This window comes from Lysobacter zhanggongensis (assembly GCF_046638635.1).
In the GTDB taxonomy this organism is placed as follows: Bacteria; Pseudomonadota; Gammaproteobacteria; order Xanthomonadales; family Xanthomonadaceae; genus Novilysobacter; species Novilysobacter luteus.
Genome location: NZ_JBJXHK010000007.1, coordinates 1 through 17,197, shown reverse-complemented (window position 1 = coordinate 17,197; position 17,197 = coordinate 1). Strand labels below are relative to the sequence as shown.

The 17,197-nt window shown below is 70.3% G+C and carries 13 protein-coding genes, 2 tRNA genes and 1 pseudogene; 7 read left to right on the top strand and 9 right to left on the bottom strand.

Annotated features, from left to right (window positions below; genetic code table 11):
* The first annotated feature begins 38 nt into the window (after window positions 1–38).
* The 3 genes from ACKVMH_RS02460 (at window position 39) to ACKVMH_RS02450 (ending at window position 1,992) form a co-directional block, all read left to right on the top strand.
* A tRNA-Ser gene (locus ACKVMH_RS02460) sits at window positions 39–131 on the top strand.
* Between the two features lie 118 nt (window positions 132–249).
* A tRNA-Arg gene (locus tag ACKVMH_RS02455) sits at window positions 250–326 on the top strand.
* Between the two features lie 271 nt (window positions 327–597).
* Window positions 598–1,992 carry a TIGR03013 family XrtA/PEP-CTERM system glycosyltransferase gene (locus ACKVMH_RS02450; protein WP_412699105.1) on the top strand — a complete coding sequence of 465 codons (1,395 nt, stop codon included), beginning with the start codon at window positions 598–600 and terminating at the stop codon, window positions 1,990–1,992.
* 17 nt (window positions 1,993–2,009) lie between these two features.
* Here the strand turns inward: ACKVMH_RS02450 and ACKVMH_RS02445 are convergent, their stop codons facing one another.
* Window positions 2,010–2,927: a glycosyltransferase family 2 protein gene (locus ACKVMH_RS02445; RefSeq protein WP_412699104.1), complete on the bottom strand. Its 918-nt coding sequence runs from the start codon at window positions 2,925–2,927 to the stop codon at window positions 2,010–2,012.
* On the opposite strand from ACKVMH_RS02445, the gene ACKVMH_RS02440 reads away from it, so the two are divergent.
* Window positions 2,896–3,954: a polysaccharide deacetylase family protein gene (locus ACKVMH_RS02440; protein ID WP_412699103.1), complete on the top strand. Its 1,059-nt coding sequence runs from the start codon at window positions 2,896–2,898 to the stop codon at window positions 3,952–3,954. The two genes, ACKVMH_RS02445 and ACKVMH_RS02440, sit on opposite strands and share 32 nt — an antisense overlap.
* Window positions 3,955–3,977: 23 nt before the next feature.
* Here the strand turns inward: ACKVMH_RS02440 and ACKVMH_RS02435 are convergent, their stop codons facing one another.
* The 4 genes from ACKVMH_RS02435 to ACKVMH_RS02420 are packed head-to-tail and all read right to left on the bottom strand — an operon-like array spanning window position 3,978 to window position 7,792.
* Entirely contained in the window at window positions 3,978–5,030 is a 1,053-nt protein-coding gene (locus ACKVMH_RS02435) for a GNAT family N-acetyltransferase (RefSeq protein ID WP_412699102.1), read from the bottom strand.
* Entirely contained in the window at window positions 5,027–6,034 is a 1,008-nt protein-coding gene (nadE, locus tag ACKVMH_RS02430) for an NAD(+) synthase (protein ID WP_412699101.1), read from the bottom strand. The genes ACKVMH_RS02435 and nadE overlap by 4 nt, the downstream gene beginning before the upstream one ends.
* Window positions 6,031–7,536 (bottom strand): class I adenylate-forming enzyme family protein, encoded by a 1,506-nt coding sequence (locus ACKVMH_RS02425; protein WP_412699100.1) that lies wholly within the window; start codon window positions 7,534–7,536, stop codon window positions 6,031–6,033. The genes nadE and ACKVMH_RS02425 overlap by 4 nt, the downstream gene beginning before the upstream one ends.
* A gap of 7 nt (window positions 7,537–7,543) precedes the next feature.
* On the bottom strand, window positions 7,544–7,792 hold the full coding sequence (locus tag ACKVMH_RS02420; protein WP_215218245.1) for an acyl carrier protein: 249 nt from the start codon (window positions 7,790–7,792) through the stop codon (window positions 7,544–7,546).
* Between the two features lie 156 nt (window positions 7,793–7,948).
* On the opposite strand from ACKVMH_RS02420, the gene ACKVMH_RS02415 reads away from it, so the two are divergent.
* Complete coding sequence (locus ACKVMH_RS02415) at window positions 7,949–9,178, top strand: PQQ-dependent sugar dehydrogenase (protein ID WP_412699099.1); 1,230 nt, start codon at window positions 7,949–7,951, stop codon at window positions 9,176–9,178.
* Here the strand turns inward: ACKVMH_RS02415 and ACKVMH_RS02410 are convergent.
* Both ACKVMH_RS02410 and asnB read right to left on the bottom strand, forming a co-directional pair.
* Complete coding sequence (locus ACKVMH_RS02410; protein WP_412699098.1) at window positions 9,156–10,085, bottom strand: class I SAM-dependent methyltransferase; 930 nt, start codon at window positions 10,083–10,085, stop codon at window positions 9,156–9,158. The genes ACKVMH_RS02415 and ACKVMH_RS02410 overlap by 23 nt on opposite strands.
* A 16-nt stretch (window positions 10,086–10,101) precedes the next feature.
* On the bottom strand, window positions 10,102–12,063 hold the full coding sequence (asnB, locus tag ACKVMH_RS02405; protein WP_412699097.1) for an asparagine synthase (glutamine-hydrolyzing): 1,962 nt from the start codon (window positions 12,061–12,063) through the stop codon (window positions 10,102–10,104).
* 174 nt (window positions 12,064–12,237) lie between these two features.
* On the opposite strand from asnB, the gene ACKVMH_RS02400 reads away from it, so the two are divergent.
* Window positions 12,238–14,016 carry a GMC oxidoreductase gene (locus ACKVMH_RS02400; protein WP_412699096.1) on the top strand — a complete coding sequence of 593 codons (1,779 nt, stop codon included), beginning with the start codon at window positions 12,238–12,240 and terminating at the stop codon, window positions 14,014–14,016.
* A gap of 46 nt (window positions 14,017–14,062) precedes the next feature.
* Here the strand turns inward: ACKVMH_RS02400 and ACKVMH_RS02395 are convergent.
* Window positions 14,063–15,049, bottom strand: a pseudogene (locus ACKVMH_RS02395) (glycosyltransferase); the annotation flags it as partial.
* On the opposite strand from ACKVMH_RS02395, the gene ACKVMH_RS02390 reads away from it, so the two are divergent.
* A complete protein-coding gene (locus ACKVMH_RS02390) occupies window positions 15,042–16,142 on the top strand; it encodes an acyltransferase family protein (RefSeq protein ID WP_412699095.1) in 1,101 nt (366 codons plus the stop codon). The pseudogene ACKVMH_RS02395 and the gene ACKVMH_RS02390 sit on opposite strands and share 8 nt — an antisense overlap.
* Window positions 16,143–16,157: 15 nt before the next feature.
* Here the strand turns inward: ACKVMH_RS02390 and ACKVMH_RS02385 are convergent.
* The coding region (locus ACKVMH_RS02385) for an NAD-dependent epimerase/dehydratase family protein (protein ID WP_412699094.1) at window positions 16,158–17,197 on the bottom strand (1,040 nt) is incomplete at its 5' end.

Genomic DNA, 17,197 nt, shown 5'->3' with positions numbered 1-17,197 from the left:
CTCCGCCCGCACGCCGCATCGCGGACATGCTTTATCGCGGAGAGTTGCCCGAGTGGCTGAAGGGGCTCCCCTGCTAAGGGAGTATAGGGTTTATAGCTCTATCGAGGGTTCGAATCCCTCACTCTCCGCCAGTTCCATCGGCCGCCGAACAGGCGGCTTCGTGTTTCAGGAACTTCCTTCGCGGAGCCGGAACACACACCGGAAAATCGTTGACGGATCGCAGCACCCCCGTCATAATTTTCCGACTACGCGCCCGTAGCTCAGCTGGATAGAGCACCAGGCTACGAACTTGGGGGTCGGAGGTTCGAATCCTTCCGGGCGCGCCATACAAATGCGAAGGGTCAACGGGTCACTGCCCGTTGGCCCTTTTGCTTTGTGGGCGACGACGCAGGTGCGTCGCCGCCGGCGTTTCATTGTCGTTACATCGGCTGATTCGGCGCTTCCCGCCGACCTGATCGCCCGCGATCCCCCGTTGTCTGGAGCAGGCCGCCTGCGTGCGCGCCTTGCCGCATCCGGCGGCGCGACCACCAGGGGAACCCTCATGCACACGTGGACCGGCACGTTCGAGCACAACCAGGCCACTCCGCGGGTGCGTCCGTGAGCATCCTGTCGGTCAGCCGGAAGAACCGGCTGGTGGTGATGCTGTGGCTGCTCGAACTGGTGGTTATCGTTGCCGCGGTCACCGTGGCGGCGTGGCTGCGGTTCTTCGATGACCCCGAAGGCCTCGCGACCTTCAGCAGGGGCGCGCCGGCGCGACGCGTGCTGGTCGCGGCCATGGTCACGGTGGCGATGACCGCGTTCGGGTTGTACCAGGTGCACGTGCGGCACAGCCGGCAGGATTTCCTGCTCAGGCTGTTGCTGTCGTTCTCGCTCGGCGGCATCGGGTTGCTGGTGCTGTACTACCTGGTTCCGGTGACGTACATCGGGCGCGGTGTGCTGCTGCTGTCGCTGGTGCTGGCGTTCTGCGGCGTGGTTGCGACCCGCGCGGTCTGGCGGCAGGTGCACAACGCCGAAGCGATGAAGCGGCGCATCCTGGTGCTCGGGGCCGGCAACAACGCCAACCTGGTCAACCGGCGGCTGAGGCGCCGGTCAGACCGCCGCTCGATGGTGGTGATCGGTTTCGTCCCGATACCCGGGCAAGCGGTCGAGGTGCCCGCGGACATGCTGGTGCCGATGGGTGACAGCCTGGTCGACCTGGCCCTGCGCCTCAACGTGTTCGAGATCGTGGTCGCGCCCGACGAGCGCCGCGGCGGCTTGCCGATGGACCAGATGCTGGCCTGCGCGCAGCGCGGCATCGCGATGACCGACCTGTCGACCTTCTTCGAGCGCGAGGCGGGCGTGGTCACCCTCAACATCGCCGATCCGTCCTGGCTTGTGTTCTCGCGCGGGTTCGAGACGTCGATGGCACGACGCATGGGCAAGCGCTTCTTCGACCTCGCCGCCGCCGGCACGCTGCTGTTGCTGGCGTGGCCGGCGATGCTACTGGTGGCGTTGTGCATCCGGCTGGAATCCCCGGGGCCGGTGCTCTACCGGCAGGTGCGGGTGGGCGAGGGCGGCCGGAATTTCGAGCTGGTGAAGTTCCGCAGCATGCGGGTCGATGCGGAGGCCAACGGCGTTGCCCAATGGGCCAGCAGCAATGACGACCGGGCGACACGGGTCGGGCGCTTCATCCGGACGGTGCGGCTGGACGAACTGCCGCAGTTGTTCAATGTGCTGAGCGGGGAGATGAGTTTCGTCGGGCCCCGGCCGGAGCGCCCGCAGTTTGTCGAGCAGCTCAGCGAGGAGATCCGCTACTACGCGGTCCGCCATTGCGTGAAGCCGGGACTGACCGGCTGGGCACAGCTGCGCTACCCCTACGGTGCATCCGTGCGTGATGCGGAGGAGAAACTGAAGTTCGACCTGTTCTACGTGAAGAACCACGGCGCGGTGTTCGACCTGCTGATCCTGCTGCAGACCGTCGAGGTGGTGCTGTTCCGGCGGGGCGCACGGTGAGCCCCGCGAACCCGGCCCTACCGGGATCGCAGGCCGTGCGCGGCACGCCGGAGCGCGAACGGCAGCAGTCCGAGTGCCTCGCGGCGCAGCACCGGGTCGCGGCTGGAGCGCCAGGCCTGCGACGTCAGTGCCCACGCGTCGGCCCAGCGCGACTGCAGCAGCATGCCGCGTGCGATCCGCAGGTTGACCGCGGCCAGCGCACGCAGCCGGCCGGTCTCGTCGACCTGTCCGCGTGCGCGCTCGAGTGCGGCGGTCATCACCCCGAGGTAATCGTCGTAGGTGTGCGCCAGCGCCGAGAGGCCGTCGTCGTGGCCGCGCATCGCGCGCACCAGAACTTGGTCGACCACGCCGATGCGCCAGCGGCTGGCAATGCGCAGGTGGTATTCGATGTCCTCGGCGGTGCGCAGCGATTCGTCGAAGCCGCCGACGTCCTCGAACACCGCGCGCCGCATCACCACAGACGCCGGCACCAACGCCGGGTTGTGCAGGATCCAGCGCAGCACCCAGCCGTCCTCGGGGATCACGTCGCGCCGGCGGAACACGTCGATCGCGCGCCCTTCCCGGTCGACCCGTGCAACGTCGCACAGGACCATGCCGGCCTCGGGGTGGGTCTCGAGCCAGGCGAGCTGCAGCGCGGTTTTCTCCGGGAGCCACTCATCGTCGCTGTCGAGCAGGGCGATGTACCGGCCCGTGGCGAGCCTCATGCCGTGGTTGCGCGCCGCCGACACGCCGGCGTTGGGCTGCCACACACGGCGCACCCGGTCGCCGAAGCGCGCCTGCAGCGCGGCACCGGTATCGTCGGTGGAGCCGTCGTCCACCACCAGGATCTCGTCGACGGCGCGTGTCTGCGCCAGCACCGAGTCGATCGCCCGGCATACCAGCTCACGGCGGTTGAACGTCGGTATGACCACCGAAACCAGGGGTGACTCACTCATGCTCGCCGACCTCGCCAGGACATTGCTCCACGCCAGCGGCGCGCTGGGGCTGTACCACCGGTGGCGTAATGCGCGCACCCTGACCGTGGTGGGTTTCCACCGGGTGCTCGATCCGGCCGACCCCAGGTGGGCGTCGTGCGATCCCGACTACACCCTGCCGACGACGCTGCTCGCGCAATCGCTCGCGTTCTTCCGGCGCCACTACAACGTGGTGTCGCTGGCGCAGGTGGTGGACGCCAGTCGTGGCGTCGCCGCGCTGCCCCCCCGTGCGCTGCTGGTGACGTTCGACGATGGCTGGGCGGACAACGCCGAGTTCGCGCTGCCGGCCCTGCGGGAGGCTGGCGTGCCGGCAGCGATGTTCGTGGTGGCCGACGCGGTCGGTCGCCACCAGCCGTTCTTCCAGGAGCAACTCGTCTCGGCGTGGCGACGCGGCACCGTCACTGTCGCGGAACTCGTCCGGATGCTCGACGCGCACGGCGGCGGCGAGGGTAACACGCCCGCGCGGGAGGAAAGCCTGCCGGCACTGCGTGCGGTGATCGCGCGAATGGAAGATCTGGAACCGGCCGCGCGTGCTTGCCTGCTGGCACCCCTTGCCGGGCGGCTCGACGACGGTCGCCGCCACATGGTCGACGTGGAAGAGTTGGAGCGCCTGCAGCAGGGTGGCGTCGCGCTGGGGTTGCATGGAAAGACCCACATCGCGCTGACCCGCGCGCCGGACCTGGAGGCCGAGCTGTCCGGCGCGAGTGACGCGCTGGCCGGTCATCTCGCGGCCGCGCGACCGCCGGCGCCAGCAATGTCGTTCCCCCACGGTGCACACGACGAGGCGGTGGTCGCGCGCGTGCGCGAGGCCGGCTACGCGCTCGCGTTCACCAGCGTGCCGGTGCTCAACCCCGCCTGCCCGACCGTCGGCTGGCTGCTGGGTCGCACCGGGTTCGAGGGAGGGACGGTAGTCGACGCCCGTGGCCGGTTCCGCCCCGAGCGGCTCGCGCTGTACCTGTTTCGCCGTCCCCACCAGCGCCTGGCCTGACGGTCGCGCGAGCGCGGTCCGGCTCATTCGTCTTCGTCGGCGGACGTCAGGAACAGCGCCGGGTCGCTGCCACCCGGGTCGGGCCAGCTCCAGCGCCCGAACACCGGCCGGCGGCTGCGCTCCACGAATCCACGCGAGCGCCAGCCCGCCAGGTGCGACTCGGGCGCGGCCAGTTCCACCGACACCGCCGCATGCCCGGCGGCACGTGCGGCGCGGATCAACGCATCGATGTAATGGCGCCCGACGCCTTCGGCAGCGTCGCGGGTCCAGAAGTCGCGCACATGCAGCATGCCGTCCGCGACCTGGGTCGCGAACCAGCCCGACAGCGTTCCATCAGGCGCGTCGAGCAAAAGGTGGCGGGTGCGCTGGAGCGGACACTGGTCGAACCGCCAGCGCACATGGTCGGCGTCGCGCACCGCGAGCAGTCCGTGACCATGCGGCGCATCGCGCCAGAGTGCGTCCATGCGTGGATCGGCCTGGTCAACCCAGTGCGCCTGCAACCTGGGGCCCCGCAGGCCACGCAACAGGTCCACCGCATGGGTCAGCAGGTCGACCACCGCGCCGGCGGGATAGGCCAGCCACGCCGGCATCTGACGGCGGAAATAGCCCGCGTGCCGCAGCGCCCGCGCGTGGCGCACGATCGTGGCCAGGTGGCGGTAGCCGATCCGCTTGAACACCGGCGCCGCGCGCGGGTTCGGGAAACCGTACAACAGGTCCAGTTCGCGCCTGCCGGCCTCGGCGAGCCCTTCCTGCAGGATCAGGGCCGGCCCGAGCGAGCGGTGTTCGGGCGCGACCGCCAGGTCCACCAGCACGCCGGCGCGTATTCCACGGCCACGCCACGACATCCGCCGACGGCCGGCCGAACAGGCCCCGACCAGGTCACCGGTCGGCTCATGCCGGAGCAGCCACAGCAGCGGCGCCCCGTTGCCGGGTCGAAGGTAGAACCAGTCGTACTTGGCGCGCATGGCCGCGGCGTCGCCCAGGTTGTCACGCCAGATCGCCAGTACCGTGTCGCGGTGGCGCAGCACGTCGCCTGCCTGCGCCGTGTACAGCGGCGCCTGCACGGCCACGTTCATGCCGGCACCGGGATGTCCGCCACCGCCATTGCCGTTGTCGCTTCGCCGACCAGTACCGGCGCGCGATGCAGGTAGCGGGTGGTGCGGCGCTTGTTGCGCAGGTCCTCGTAGATGGCGGCGGCCTGTGGTGCGGTAACGCCGAGCGCCTCGGCCAGGTCGGCGGCGGGGCGGCCGTTGTCCAGCGCCCACAGCGCAAGGTCCATCGGCCGGTAGGGCAGGCCGTAGTAGAACTCGTCCTGGCCCTGGCTGAGGCTGTAGGTGTCGGTGGTCGGCTGCGCCGCGCAGACCCGCTCGGGCAGCCCCAGGTGCCGCGCCATCGCGTAGACCTGGGTCTTGTACAGGTGAGCGATCGGCTTGACGTCGGCCGAGCCGTCGCCGTTCTTGACGAAGAAACCCTGGTCGTACTCGACCCGGTTGGGCGTGCCGACCACTGCGTAGTTGAGCCGGTCGGCATGGAAATATTCGAGCGTCTTGCGGATGCGCTGCTTGAAGTTGGTGGCCGCGACGATGGTGAGGTACTCCTGCAGGCCCAGGTCGCGCTCGTGGCGGTGGCCGTCGGGGGACTCGGCGATGAGCCGGAAGCGGTTGATCCGCCCTTCGGTGCCGCCATCGATGACGATCTTCATCTTCCAGCCGTCGGCATACTCGGGCAGGACCCGGCGCACGGCTTCGTCGCGAGCCCGGTAGCAGCCGATCGCGGCCAGCGTGGGCGCGATGTCGACCGTTTCGGTGCGCACGCCCAGGTGGGTCGCCAGCAGCCGTGCCCGCTCGGCGCTGTCGTCGTCGGAGTCGCGCTCGGGCAGGATCAGCGTGAACACCCGGTCGGGGCCGAGTGCGCGTACCGCCAGCGCGGCGCTCACGGAACTATCGATGCCGCCCGAGATTGCGACCACCAGGCCGCGGCGGTGCAGCTCGCGCGCGGTGATGTCGCGCAGCCGCGCGGCGATGCGGTCGGCCTCCGCCTCCAGGTCGATGTCCAGCACAGTCCATTCCAGTCGGCTCATGGGGTTGCCTGTTGCTCGGTGAGTGAGGTGCGGCGGACCTTGCCCGACGCGGTTCGGGGGAGTGCGGTGACGAACTCGACATGGCGCGGCACCTTGTACGGCGCCAGGCGCGCGCGGCAATGCGCCTTTACCCGCTCCACGCCGCGCTCGGGCAGCGTTGCGGTGACCACGTACGCCTTGATGACCTGGCCGAGCAACGCGTCGTCCACGCCAACGACCGCCGCCTCGATCACGCCGTCGATTTCGGCGATCGCCTGTTCGATGTCGCCAGGGTGCACGCGGTGCGCGCCTGTCTTGATCATGTCGCTGCGGCGCCCGGCCAGGAACAGGAAGCCGTCGGCATCGAGGTGGCCGATGTCGCCGGTGCGGAGCCAGCCGTCGCGCAACACCGCAGCGGTCGCATCCGGGTTGTTCCAGTAGCCCTGCATGACGTTGGGGCCGCTCACCTGCACCTCGCCATCCTGTCCGACGCCGGCCCCGCTGCCGTCCTCGCGGACGATGCGCACGCGGACGCCGTCGATCGGCACGCCGACCGAACCGGCCTTGCGGTCCAGCTGGGCGGGCGGTAACCAGGTGAGCCGCGAGGTCGCCTCGGTCTGGCCGTACATCACGAACAGATCGACCCCGGGCAGCGCAGCGCGCAGGCGGTTGGTGAGCGCGACCGGCATCGCACCGCCGGCCTGGGTCAGGTAACGCAGCGACGACAGGTCGTGGTCGTCCAGCGCACCCTTGTCCAGCAGCAGGGCGAAGGTGGACGGAACCCCCGAAAACCCGGTGACGCGCTCGCGGGCGATCGCGGCGGTGATCATCGGCGGGAAGACCAGGTTGGGCGCCAGCACGACCCGCGCCCCACTGGCCAGGTGGGTATGCAGTACCGACGCGCCGTAAGCGTAATAGAACGGCAGCACGCTGAGCACGCTGTCGCCGGGGCCGAGTTGCAGGTAGGCGATGACGGACGTTGCATTCGCCAGCAGGTTGCCGTGGCTGAGCATCACGCCCTTGGGCGCGCCCGTGGTGCCGGAGGTGTACAGGATCAGCGCCAGGGCGTCGGGCGCAGGAGCTGCGACCGGCATATCGGAGGAGTCGGGCGCGTCCGTGTCGATCGGACCGTCCGGATCCAGCACAATCGCGAACGGCCGGTCCTCCAACTCGCACACTGCCTGCGCCGTGTCGGCGTCGTCGCGTTCGTGCACCACGATCCGCGCGCCGCAGTGGGCGATCCACGGACCCAGGTCGCGCGCACGCGCCTGCACGTTGAGCGCCACCACCACGCCGCCCGCCAGCCAGGTGCCGTACCACGCCACCACCGCTTCGGTCCGGTTGGGCAGCACGATCGCCACGCGGTCGCCCGCGACCAGCCCGCGGACACGCAGCAGGGCGGCGAACGCCTGCGCCTGTGCCCAGAGCCCGGCATAACGGGTTCGCCGCTCGCCATCGACGATCGCCTCGCGGTCGGGCGTAGCCGCCGCGTGTTCCGCCACATGCGCGCCGAGCCAGTCCACGTCGCGGTCAGCCGGCGAGCTTGCGTGTGACGAAGCGGTTGACCGAGTCGATCGTGTCGAAGTTGGCCGGGACCATTTCGTCAGGCGACACCGCGATCTGGTAGCTCTCCTCCAGGAAAAGGATCAGCTCATGGATACCGGTCGAATCGACGATGCCGCCGCGGATCAGCGAGTCCGCGTCGCCCAGCGCATCCTCGTCTTCGGAGAACAGGAAGTTCTGGAGTACGAACTGCTTGATCCTGCGTTGCTGTTCCATTTCGCGTCTTCCCCTGGCCCGTTGCCGGGCGTGCAGATGGCCGCACCGGTGATTGCTGTCGGGGTTAACGTCCGCGCCCGATGCCACCGGCCAGCGGCCGCTTGCCGCGCGCCTCGCCGTTTACATCGCATGGTCCACGTCCTTGCGAACAACGCCATGCAACGACTGTCGATGCTTCCCCTGCTGCTGATCGCACTGGCCGGTTGCGGCCACGACGCACCCGCGGCGGCGGTTCCTCCACGGTTCGTCGCCGATCCCGTACCGGAGCCCTACCGGTCCGAGCAGGCGGACTTTGCCGTCACCACGCTGGTGACCGGGCTGGTGCATCCGTGGGGGCTGGCGTTCCTGCCCGATGGCGGGATGCTGGTGACCGAGCGACCCGGCCGCCTGCGGCTCATCGACAAGGGCGGCCAGATCTCGGGGCCTCTGGAGGGGGTGCCGCGGGTCTTCGTCGAAGGCCAGGGCGGACTGCTCGACGTGGCGCTGTCGCCGGACTTCCGCAACGACCGCCTGGTGTACCTGTCGTTTGCCGAGCCGAACCTGCGCGGCAACCTCGCGGGCACCGCGGTGGCACGCGGGCGGCTGGAGGAAGGCGCGCTGCGGGATGTGGAAGTGGTCTACCGGCAGGAGCCGAAGCTTTCGGCCGGTACCCACCTGGGGTCGCGGCTGGTGTTCGACGATGACGGCCACCTGTTTGTCACGCAGGGCGAACACCGCGTCGCGGCCTCCGCCGCGCAGGCGCTCGACAAGCTGCAGGGCAAGCTGGTGCGCATCCTGCCCGACGGCGGCATCCCGCCGGACAACCCGTTCGTGGGCAACGACGATGCCCGCGCGGAAATCTGGTCGTTCGGCCACCGCAACATGCAGGGTGCCGCACTGCATCCGCAGAGCCGGCAACTGTGGACCAGCGAGCACGGCCCGATGGGTGGCGACGAACTCAACATCCCGCAGGCCTCGCGCAACTACGGGTGGCCGCTGGTCACCCACGGCCGCGACTACGACGGCAAGCCGGTGCCCGGCTCGGTCGGTGAGGCCGCGCCGGGCATGGAGCCGCCGCACCACGTCTGGGCGGAGTCGCCCGGGCTGAGCGGAATGGCGTTCTACACCGGTGGCCGGTTCCCCGGGTGGGAGGGCGACCTGTTCATGGGCTCGCTGGCCCGCAGCGCACTGATCCGACTGGAGCTGGACGGCGACGCGGTGGTCGGCGAGGAGCGCCTGCTGGTGGACCGCGGACAGCGCATCCGCGATGTCCGAGAGGGGCCTGACGGCGCGCTTTACCTGCTGGTCGACGATGCAGTCGATGGCCAGTTGCTGCGGCTGGAACCGGTGGACGGGGTGGCCCCATCGGCGGCCGCCGCCGTCGCTAAGCCGCCGGCTCGGCAATGAGGTCGATGCTGGTGATGCACAGCTGCTCCGCCGGCACGTGGGCAAATCGCGGGTGCACGCGCACTTCCGCCAGTTCGCGCAGGCGCTGCGGGCGCGTCGTGGACGTGTCCAGCGTGATCCGGAACCCGCACTCGAGCGCCAGGTCGACGAACTCGTGCGCGCGCATCCGGTTCTGGTACAGGAAGGCGTTGTTCCAGAACCGCCAGGCGCGGTCGGAGTACTGCAGGTAGTTCAGCTGGCTGATGCGGCGGTCCACGTAGGCGTAGTGGTCGCCACAGTTGACCGAATGGAACATCAGGCCGCGAGCGCCCAGGATCCGGCGCGACTCGCGGTACATCGCGCGGATGACGTCGGGTGGCACGTGCTCGAGCACGCTGTTGGAGAACACCACGTCGACCTCGCCGTCGGCGAGCCCCGAACGGGTGGCGTCGGCGGGTGCGCAGTAACGGACGACCCCGCCGGTCGCTTCCTCGAGTCCGGCGCCGGCATCGATCGCCGCGCGCAGGTCGACGTGCCGGGCGCGCACCTCCTCGCCATCGACGCCGGCGGCGGTCGCGATCGTGTCGATGAAGCCGCCCAGCTCGTGGACGCAGCGCCGGAGCAGTTCAGGCCGCAGGTGGCGGGTCAGGTCGAAGGTGGTGACCCGCGCGGCACCGGCGAGGTGGCACGCGAGCGGAAAGGTGGGATACCAGCCGGTGCCGATTTCGACCATGCGTGTACCGGCCAGCGGCATGCCCGCCGCGCGCAGGTGTCCGACCATGATGGTCCAGTCCTCGATCTTGGTCGCGAGCTCGCGGCTGAAGTCGGTCAGCCCGCCGAACCGGCACTGCAGCCGGTAGTGCAGTCCGGCGCCGGCCGGGTGCAGGCCCAGCACCTTCTGTACGAGTCCCTTGGTGCGCCAGTGCATCGAAGCGGCGCCGCGGTCAGGCGGCGTACCGCTGGCGACCGGCGGCCGCGCGGGCCTGGTCGTGCAGCAGCATCGTCGACAGCACGCCGACGAACGCCTGGTTGTCGGCAAAGCCGGTGGCGCGCCCGGCGCGGCATTTGTCGAACAGGCGTCCCACCGCGGCCGCGTCGAAGTAGCCCGCGGCACGCACGCGGTCGCCACCCATGAGGTCGGCGACGTAGTCGAGCGGTTCGCCGTCGTGGAAGAAGCTCTGGCAATCCGGCGCACGGTAGGGCTGCTTGGTGCGTTGGAGGATGCCGTCGGGCAGCAGGCCGGCGAGCGCGCGGCGGAGCAGGTACTTCTCGTTGAGTCCGCGGATCTTCCAGCTGGGTGGGAGCCGGTTGGCGAACTCCACCAGCCGGTGGTCCAGGTAGGGGAAACGCGCCTCGATCGAGTTGGCCATCGCGGCGCGGTCGCCCTGCGACGAGAGCAGGTAACCCGACAGCAGCGACTTGGCCTCGACATACTGGTCGCGCGCCAACGGGCTCCACGCCATCGTGCCCGCAGGCAGCGTGCGCTCGAAGTCCGCCAGCGGATCCCACCCGGCGATGGCGGCGCGCAACTCCGGCGCGAGCATCGCCAGTGCGCGGCCCGACGTGGCCCAACGTGGCGCGTGCGCGAACACCGGGCGCTCCAGGTGTTCCATGCCCTGGCCGAAGAACGACTGCGCGAAGGCGGGATTGCGCACCGGGGAGTTGGGCAGATAGCCGTACAGCCGCTGCAACAGCAGGGGCCGAAGCCGCGACCCGGGCTGGCGTGCCCAGAAACGCCGCACCTTGGCCTCCTTGAACAGGTCGTAGCCGCCAAACACCTCGTCGGCGCCTTCTCCGGTGAGTACGACCTTGAACCCGTGTTCGCGCACGCACCCGGCCAGCAGCATCATCGGCACGGGCGCGGTCCGCAGCACGGGCACCTCGGCATGGCGCACCAGTTGCGGGAATGCCTCGCCGATCTGCCGGCGGCTGCAGCGCAGGGTGGTGTGGTCGGTACCGAGGTGGGCGACCATGGCCTGCTGGTGCGCGCTCTCGTCAAACTCCGGGTCGTCGAACGCAACCGAGAACGTGCGGACCGGGGTGTCGGTGAAGCCGCGCACCAGCGCGATGATCCCCGACGAGTCCAGCCCGCCACTGAGGTAGGCGCCGACCGGCACGTCCGCGCGCAGTTGCAGGCGCACCGCGTCCACCAGCAACGCGCACAGCTCGGCGGTCGCCGATTCGATATCACCGTGGTAGCGCGCAGGGGTGGTGTCGGCGGCGTCGGGGAACGTCCAGTCCCAGTAGCGGGTCAGGGTTTCGCTGCCGTCGTGTTCGATCGCGAGCAGGCACCCGGGCGGCAGGCTCTGGATCCCGCGGTGGATCGTGCCCGGCTCCGGCGTCGACCAGTAGGTCAGCGCCTGCGCCAGCGCCAGTGGGTCGATCGCCGCGCACTCGGGCAGTACCGCCAGCAGCGCCTTGGTCTCGGACGCGAACCACAGACGCCCCTTGGCGCGGGCATGGAACAGCGGCCGGATGCCGGTGCGGTCGCGTGCCAGCACGAGGCGGCGCCGCGTCCGGTCCCACAGCGCGATCGCGAACTGGCCGTTGAGGTGCTCGACGAACCGGTCGCCGTAGCGCTCGTACAGGTGGACGATCACCTCGGTGTCGGAGCGGGTCCGGAACGTGTGCCCGGCGGCCTCCAGCGAGGCACGCAGCTCGACGTGGTTGAAGATCTCGCCGTTGAACACGGTCCACACCGTGCCGGCGGGGTTGGACATCGGCTGGTCGCCGGTCTCCAGGTCGATGATCGAGAGCCGCGCATGCGCAAGACCCACGCCAGGGTCGCAATGGAACCCGAAGGCGTCCGGGCCGCGGTGGGCAAGGGTGTCGATCATGCGACCGAGCACGGGCCGCGCCAGCGCCGGCACCACGTCGGCGCCGGTGAAGCCTGCTATTCCGCACACGTGATGGGCCCCGTCGATGCGCCGCGATCCGCGGCTTCCCCATCGGTTGACGCGCGAAGGCGCTGGACGCGGCCACGGACGGGGTCGCGGCCGCTCCCGGACGGGCGCCGCGTTGGTGGCAGAGGACTTCCTGCCGACAGACCACCCTCCCGGCACTTTGCACAAGGACAGCGAGTGATCATCGATTTTGCCCGGCCCACGACCCCGGCCGAGATGGACGTGGACCTGTGCATCGTGGGTGCGGGCCCCGCCGGGATCACGTTTGCGCGTTCGTTCGCGGGTAGCGCGATGACCGTCTGCCTGCTCGAGAGCGGCGGCCTGGAGGGCGAACCCGACAGCCAGGCCCTGTGCCGCGGCGTGTCGACGGGGTTGGCGCTGGACCCGGCGGCCTGCCGGGTACGGACGTTCGGCGGCGCCGGCAATGCATGGGGCGGTGGCTGCATCCCCCTCGATCCTGCCGACCTGACGCAGCGCGACTGGGTACCGCACAGCGGCTGGCCGTTGTCGTTCGATGCACTGGCGCCGTACTACGAGCGTGCCCTGGACCATTGCGGCATCGGGCAGCACCGATTGGCACCGGGTACGTTCGCGACGCCGCCGGCGCGTACGCCACCGGGGTTCGATCCGGATCTGCTGGTCAACCGGACCTTCATCCTCAGCCCGGTGTTCTTCGGCGAGGTCGGCCGCGAGGCGCTCGGCCAGGCACCCAACATCACCGTGCTGCTGCACGCCAACGCGCTCGAACTGGAGACGGACGACACCGCGCGCACGGTCCGTGCCGCCAGGATCGGCACGCTGGATGGACGCCGCGGCCGGGTCCACGCGCGGACCTGGGTGCTGGCCTGCGGCGGTATCGAGAACGCGCGCCTGCTGTTGCTGTCCGACGCGGTGGCGCCACGAGGCCTCGGCAACGACCGCGACCTGGTCGGCCGGTACTTCATGGACCATCCCAGCGGATCGCTGGGCCGCATCGACGGCGGTGTCCCGGACCCGTTGTGCCGGCCCTACGACCGAAGCGGCGGCCAGGGCGCGACACCCGCCTTCCCGGAGTTGGGTGTATCGCCGGTCGCGGCGCGCCGGCACCGGATGCTGGCCGCACGGGTCCGGCCGCTTGCGGTCGAGGCAGAGGTGCCGCCCGGCTTGCATGCCCTGCGCCGTCTGCGTGCCGCGCTGCATGAGCCCTCGTGCGACGAGGCGCTGGAGGGCCAGATGAAGGCGCTTGCGACGGAATCCGGCGACATGCCGGCATCTCCCGGCATTGGCGGGCTTGCGCTCGGGGTGGCGGCGGGACTCGGCGACGTCGCGCGCGCGGTAGGGCGCCGACTCGCGGGAAAGCGCGTCGTCCCGACCGGGCACGTCGACATCGTGGGGTTCTTCGAGCAGGCGCCCAACCGCGACAGCCGCATCACCCTGGATGACCGGGTCGATGCACTGGGGCAGCGCTGCGTCCGGGTCGACTGGCAGGTGACCCCGCTCGACTGGCACACCTGGCGCACCACCGCCACGCTGGCCGGCAACGCGCTTGCGCGGGCATGCGGGGGCCGGTTCCAGCGGGTGGACTGGCTGGAGCCCGATAGCAATGCGACGCCCCGGTTGCACGGCACCTCGCACCACATGGGCACCACCCGGATGTCGGACGACCCGTCGACCGGCGTGGTCGACACCGATGGCAAGGTGCACGGCGTCGACAACCTCTACGTTGCCGGCAGCTCGGTATTCCCAGCGGGCGGCTGGGCGTTCCCGACCTTTACGATCGTGGCGATGAGCCTGCGGCTGGCCGAACACCTGCAGCGCCGTCCGGACGCGCTGGCTCGCGCCGGTGCGGGGCACGCCGCGGCGACGATGCCAACGCCCGCTCACAGGCCTGCAGCGTCTCCCGTGCCACCTGATCCCATCCCCGCGAGAACCGCCGTGCCAGCGCCGGGTGGTCCCAGCAGCGCTCCAGCGCAGTGACCAGCCCGGCCGACAGGGCCGCACAGTCACGCACCGGCACCAGCACGCCGCAGTCGTCGTCGACCACCTCGGGGATGCCACCGACGTCGGTCGCCACCACCGGCGTGCCGCATGCGAGGGCCTCGACCAGCACGTTGGGGTGGCCTTCCGAGTAGCTCGGCAGCGTGAGTACGTCGGCGGCGGCCATCCAGGCCGCGACCGCGGTGGGCGGCTGGGCACCAACGCACTGCACCGGCAGCGCGGGCTCGGCCGAACAGGCCGCGTCCAGCTCGCCGCGCAGCGGGCCTTCGCCCACCAGCACAACCTGCAGTCGCGGGCGTTTAGGGGCAAGTGCACGGGTGGATTGGACCAGCTCGCGCAATCCCTTTTCAGCCACCAGCCGCCCGACGTAGACCACCAGCTCGGTGTCGTCGGCCACGCCCAGCGCGGCGCGGGTCGCGGCGCGCGGCGCCGGCCTGAACAGCGACGCGTCGCACCCGTTGGCAATCGCGTCGACCCGGGCCGGGTCGGCGCCGTAATCGCTCACGGCAAGGCGCCCCAGGTCGCGACTGACCACCAGCAACCGGTCGGCCCCGCCGACCACGGTGCGGGTCAGTCGACGGCTGACCGGGTCACGCACGCGAATGTCGGAACCGCGTGCCCCGGCGACCAGCGGAAGGCCCGCGCGGCGCGCGGAAAGCAGCGCGCCGTACGCATCCGGGTACAACCAGTACGCAAGCACGAGGTCAGGCGCAAAGCCGGCAACGACATCGTCCAGCACGCGACCACTCTGCCATCCGTTCAATGGCCGCGAGACAAGCGGCAGGGCGTTGTAGGGGAGGTAGCGCACGTCGCAACCGTCGACGTCGCCGCGTGCCCGTGGCGCGCGGAAGAGGTAGCTGCGCGGACGCGCCCATGCCGGATACACGGCAGTCGGACAGGCCACCTGCACCGTCGCCATGCGCGAGAGTTCACGGACCGTCTGCAGGATCGGGCGGCCGCGGTTGGGTTCGCCGGCAATCGGGAACTGTGATGTGACGATCAGGATGCGCACGGAAAGAAGGACCGGTCCGGAGGTGGCGTGGCGGCGGATGGGTGCGGTGCGGGCGACGCCGACGGGTGGCGCACGGCCGAAGACCGCGCGGCTGGGTGAGCTTGACGCGCTGCGCGGACTGGCGGCGCTGGCGGTTGTCGCCTTCCACTACACCACGTCCTACGCGCAGCAGGTCGGCCACCTGCAGCCGCTCGGGTTCGGGTTCACGCCCGGCAACTATGGCGTGCACCTGTTCTTCCTGATCAGCGGCTACGTGATCTTCATGACGCTGGAACACACCCGCGACGGGATGGATTTCGTCGTATCGCGGTTCTCGCGGCTATATCCGGCGTACTGGTTCTGCATCGCCGTCACGGCGGCGGTGGTCGCGGCGATCGGGCTGCCGGCCCAGCAGCTCGCGCCGGCGGAGCTGGCGCTGAACCTGACGATGGTCCAGCAGTTCCTCGGTGGGGAGCACCTGGACGGGTCCTACTGGACACTGCAGGTCGAGTTGTTCTTCTACGCGCAGATGCTGCTGTGGTTCATGCTCGGGCAACTGCGGCACATTCACTGGATCATCGCTGCGTGGCTGGTGCTCGCGATGGCGCATGGCCTGGTGAGCGCCGACGGCCAGCATTTCTCCTACACCGTGCGGGAGCTGCTGATCCTGCGCCACATCCCGTTCTTCGCCTTGGGGATCGTGTTCTACCGCCTGCACCAGCAGCGTTCCGGACGCGATCTGGACATCGCGATGATCGGCTTGTGCCTGGTCGCGATCGGGATCGCGAACGGGCCGGTTCTCCTGCTGGTGGCGCTGGTGTGCACGACGGTGTTCGCGCTGTTCGTCGCCGGTCGGCTGCGGTTCCTGTGCATCGGCCCGTTCGCCTGGCTCGGCGCGATCTCCTACCCCCTGTACCTGCTGCACCAGGCGATCGGCTTCGCGTTGATCCACCGGCTCGAGCAGCGTGGCGTACCGTCACTGGCAGCCGTGGGGCTGGCCGTGGTGGTCGCGCTTTCGCTGGCGACCGCGGTCAACCGCTGGGTCGAGCGTCCCGCGATGGAGGCGATCCGTCGGACCTGGCGCAGGCAACGCGAGCGGCTTGCGACCGCGTGACCGCGCCGGCCCGTGTCAGTCCGCTCGGGGCGTCGCGGCGATGGCGCTGTTTTCGGGATCGGCCACTGTGCCTGGGCCGAACGTGCGGTCCAGCCCGGAGCGCACGCCGACCCGCGGTTGCCAGCCCAGCCGCTGCCGCGCCGCCGAGCCGTCAACGTTGGCCAGCGGCCGCAACGACCGCACCCGGTAGCGGGTCAGCGGTACCTCGCGGCGCAGCACGCGACCCAGCAGTTCGACCCCGGCGGCCAGGCCCATGAAGAAGAAGCCCGGCACCCGGACCGTCGGCAGCTCCTTGCCGAACCGCTCCCTGCAACGCGCGATGTAGTCGGACTGCGTCACCGTTGCCGGGTCCACCACGTTGATGACGGCCCCGGTCGCGTCCGGGGCCTCGCCGGCCAGCAACAGCGCGTCGACCACGTCATCGACGTAGACCAGCGGCAGGGTGCAGGCGCCGTCGCCAACCGCTATCCAGCGCCCGGCCAGCGCGACCACGCCGTTGGGTGTTACCCGCTCGGCACCCGGGCCGAAGATCTGGCCGGGACGGAGCACCACTGCCGGCAGCCCGTCGTGCATCGCCTCGACCACCATCTGCTCAGCCTGCAGCTTGGTGCGCGTGTAGGCGCCCCGTAGCGCCGGCAACGGCTCGTGGCGGTAGGACTCGTCGACCTTTTCGTCGGGTCCGCGGCCGGCGTGGTCCAGCACGCCCATGGAGCTGACGTGGACCAGCCGCCGCGTGCCGTGGCGGCCGCAGGCGTCGATCACGTTGCGTGTCCCCCAGACGGTTCCGGCTTCGAAGTCGCGCGGGCTGCCGCGCATCGCCGCACCGACGTGGTAGACCGTCGTCACGCCTGCCACGGCGTGGTCGACGATGCGCGGATCGCCCAGGTCGCCGACGACGACCTGCACCCCGGGGTCCTCGACGAACGCCGGTACCTTGCGCCTTACCAGCACCCGCACCCGCTGGTGGCGCGCACGCAGTGCCGCCACGAGCGCGCGGCCGAGGAAGCCGCCGGCGCCGGTCACCAGCGCGTCGGCGGGTTCCAGCCGGCGCAGGC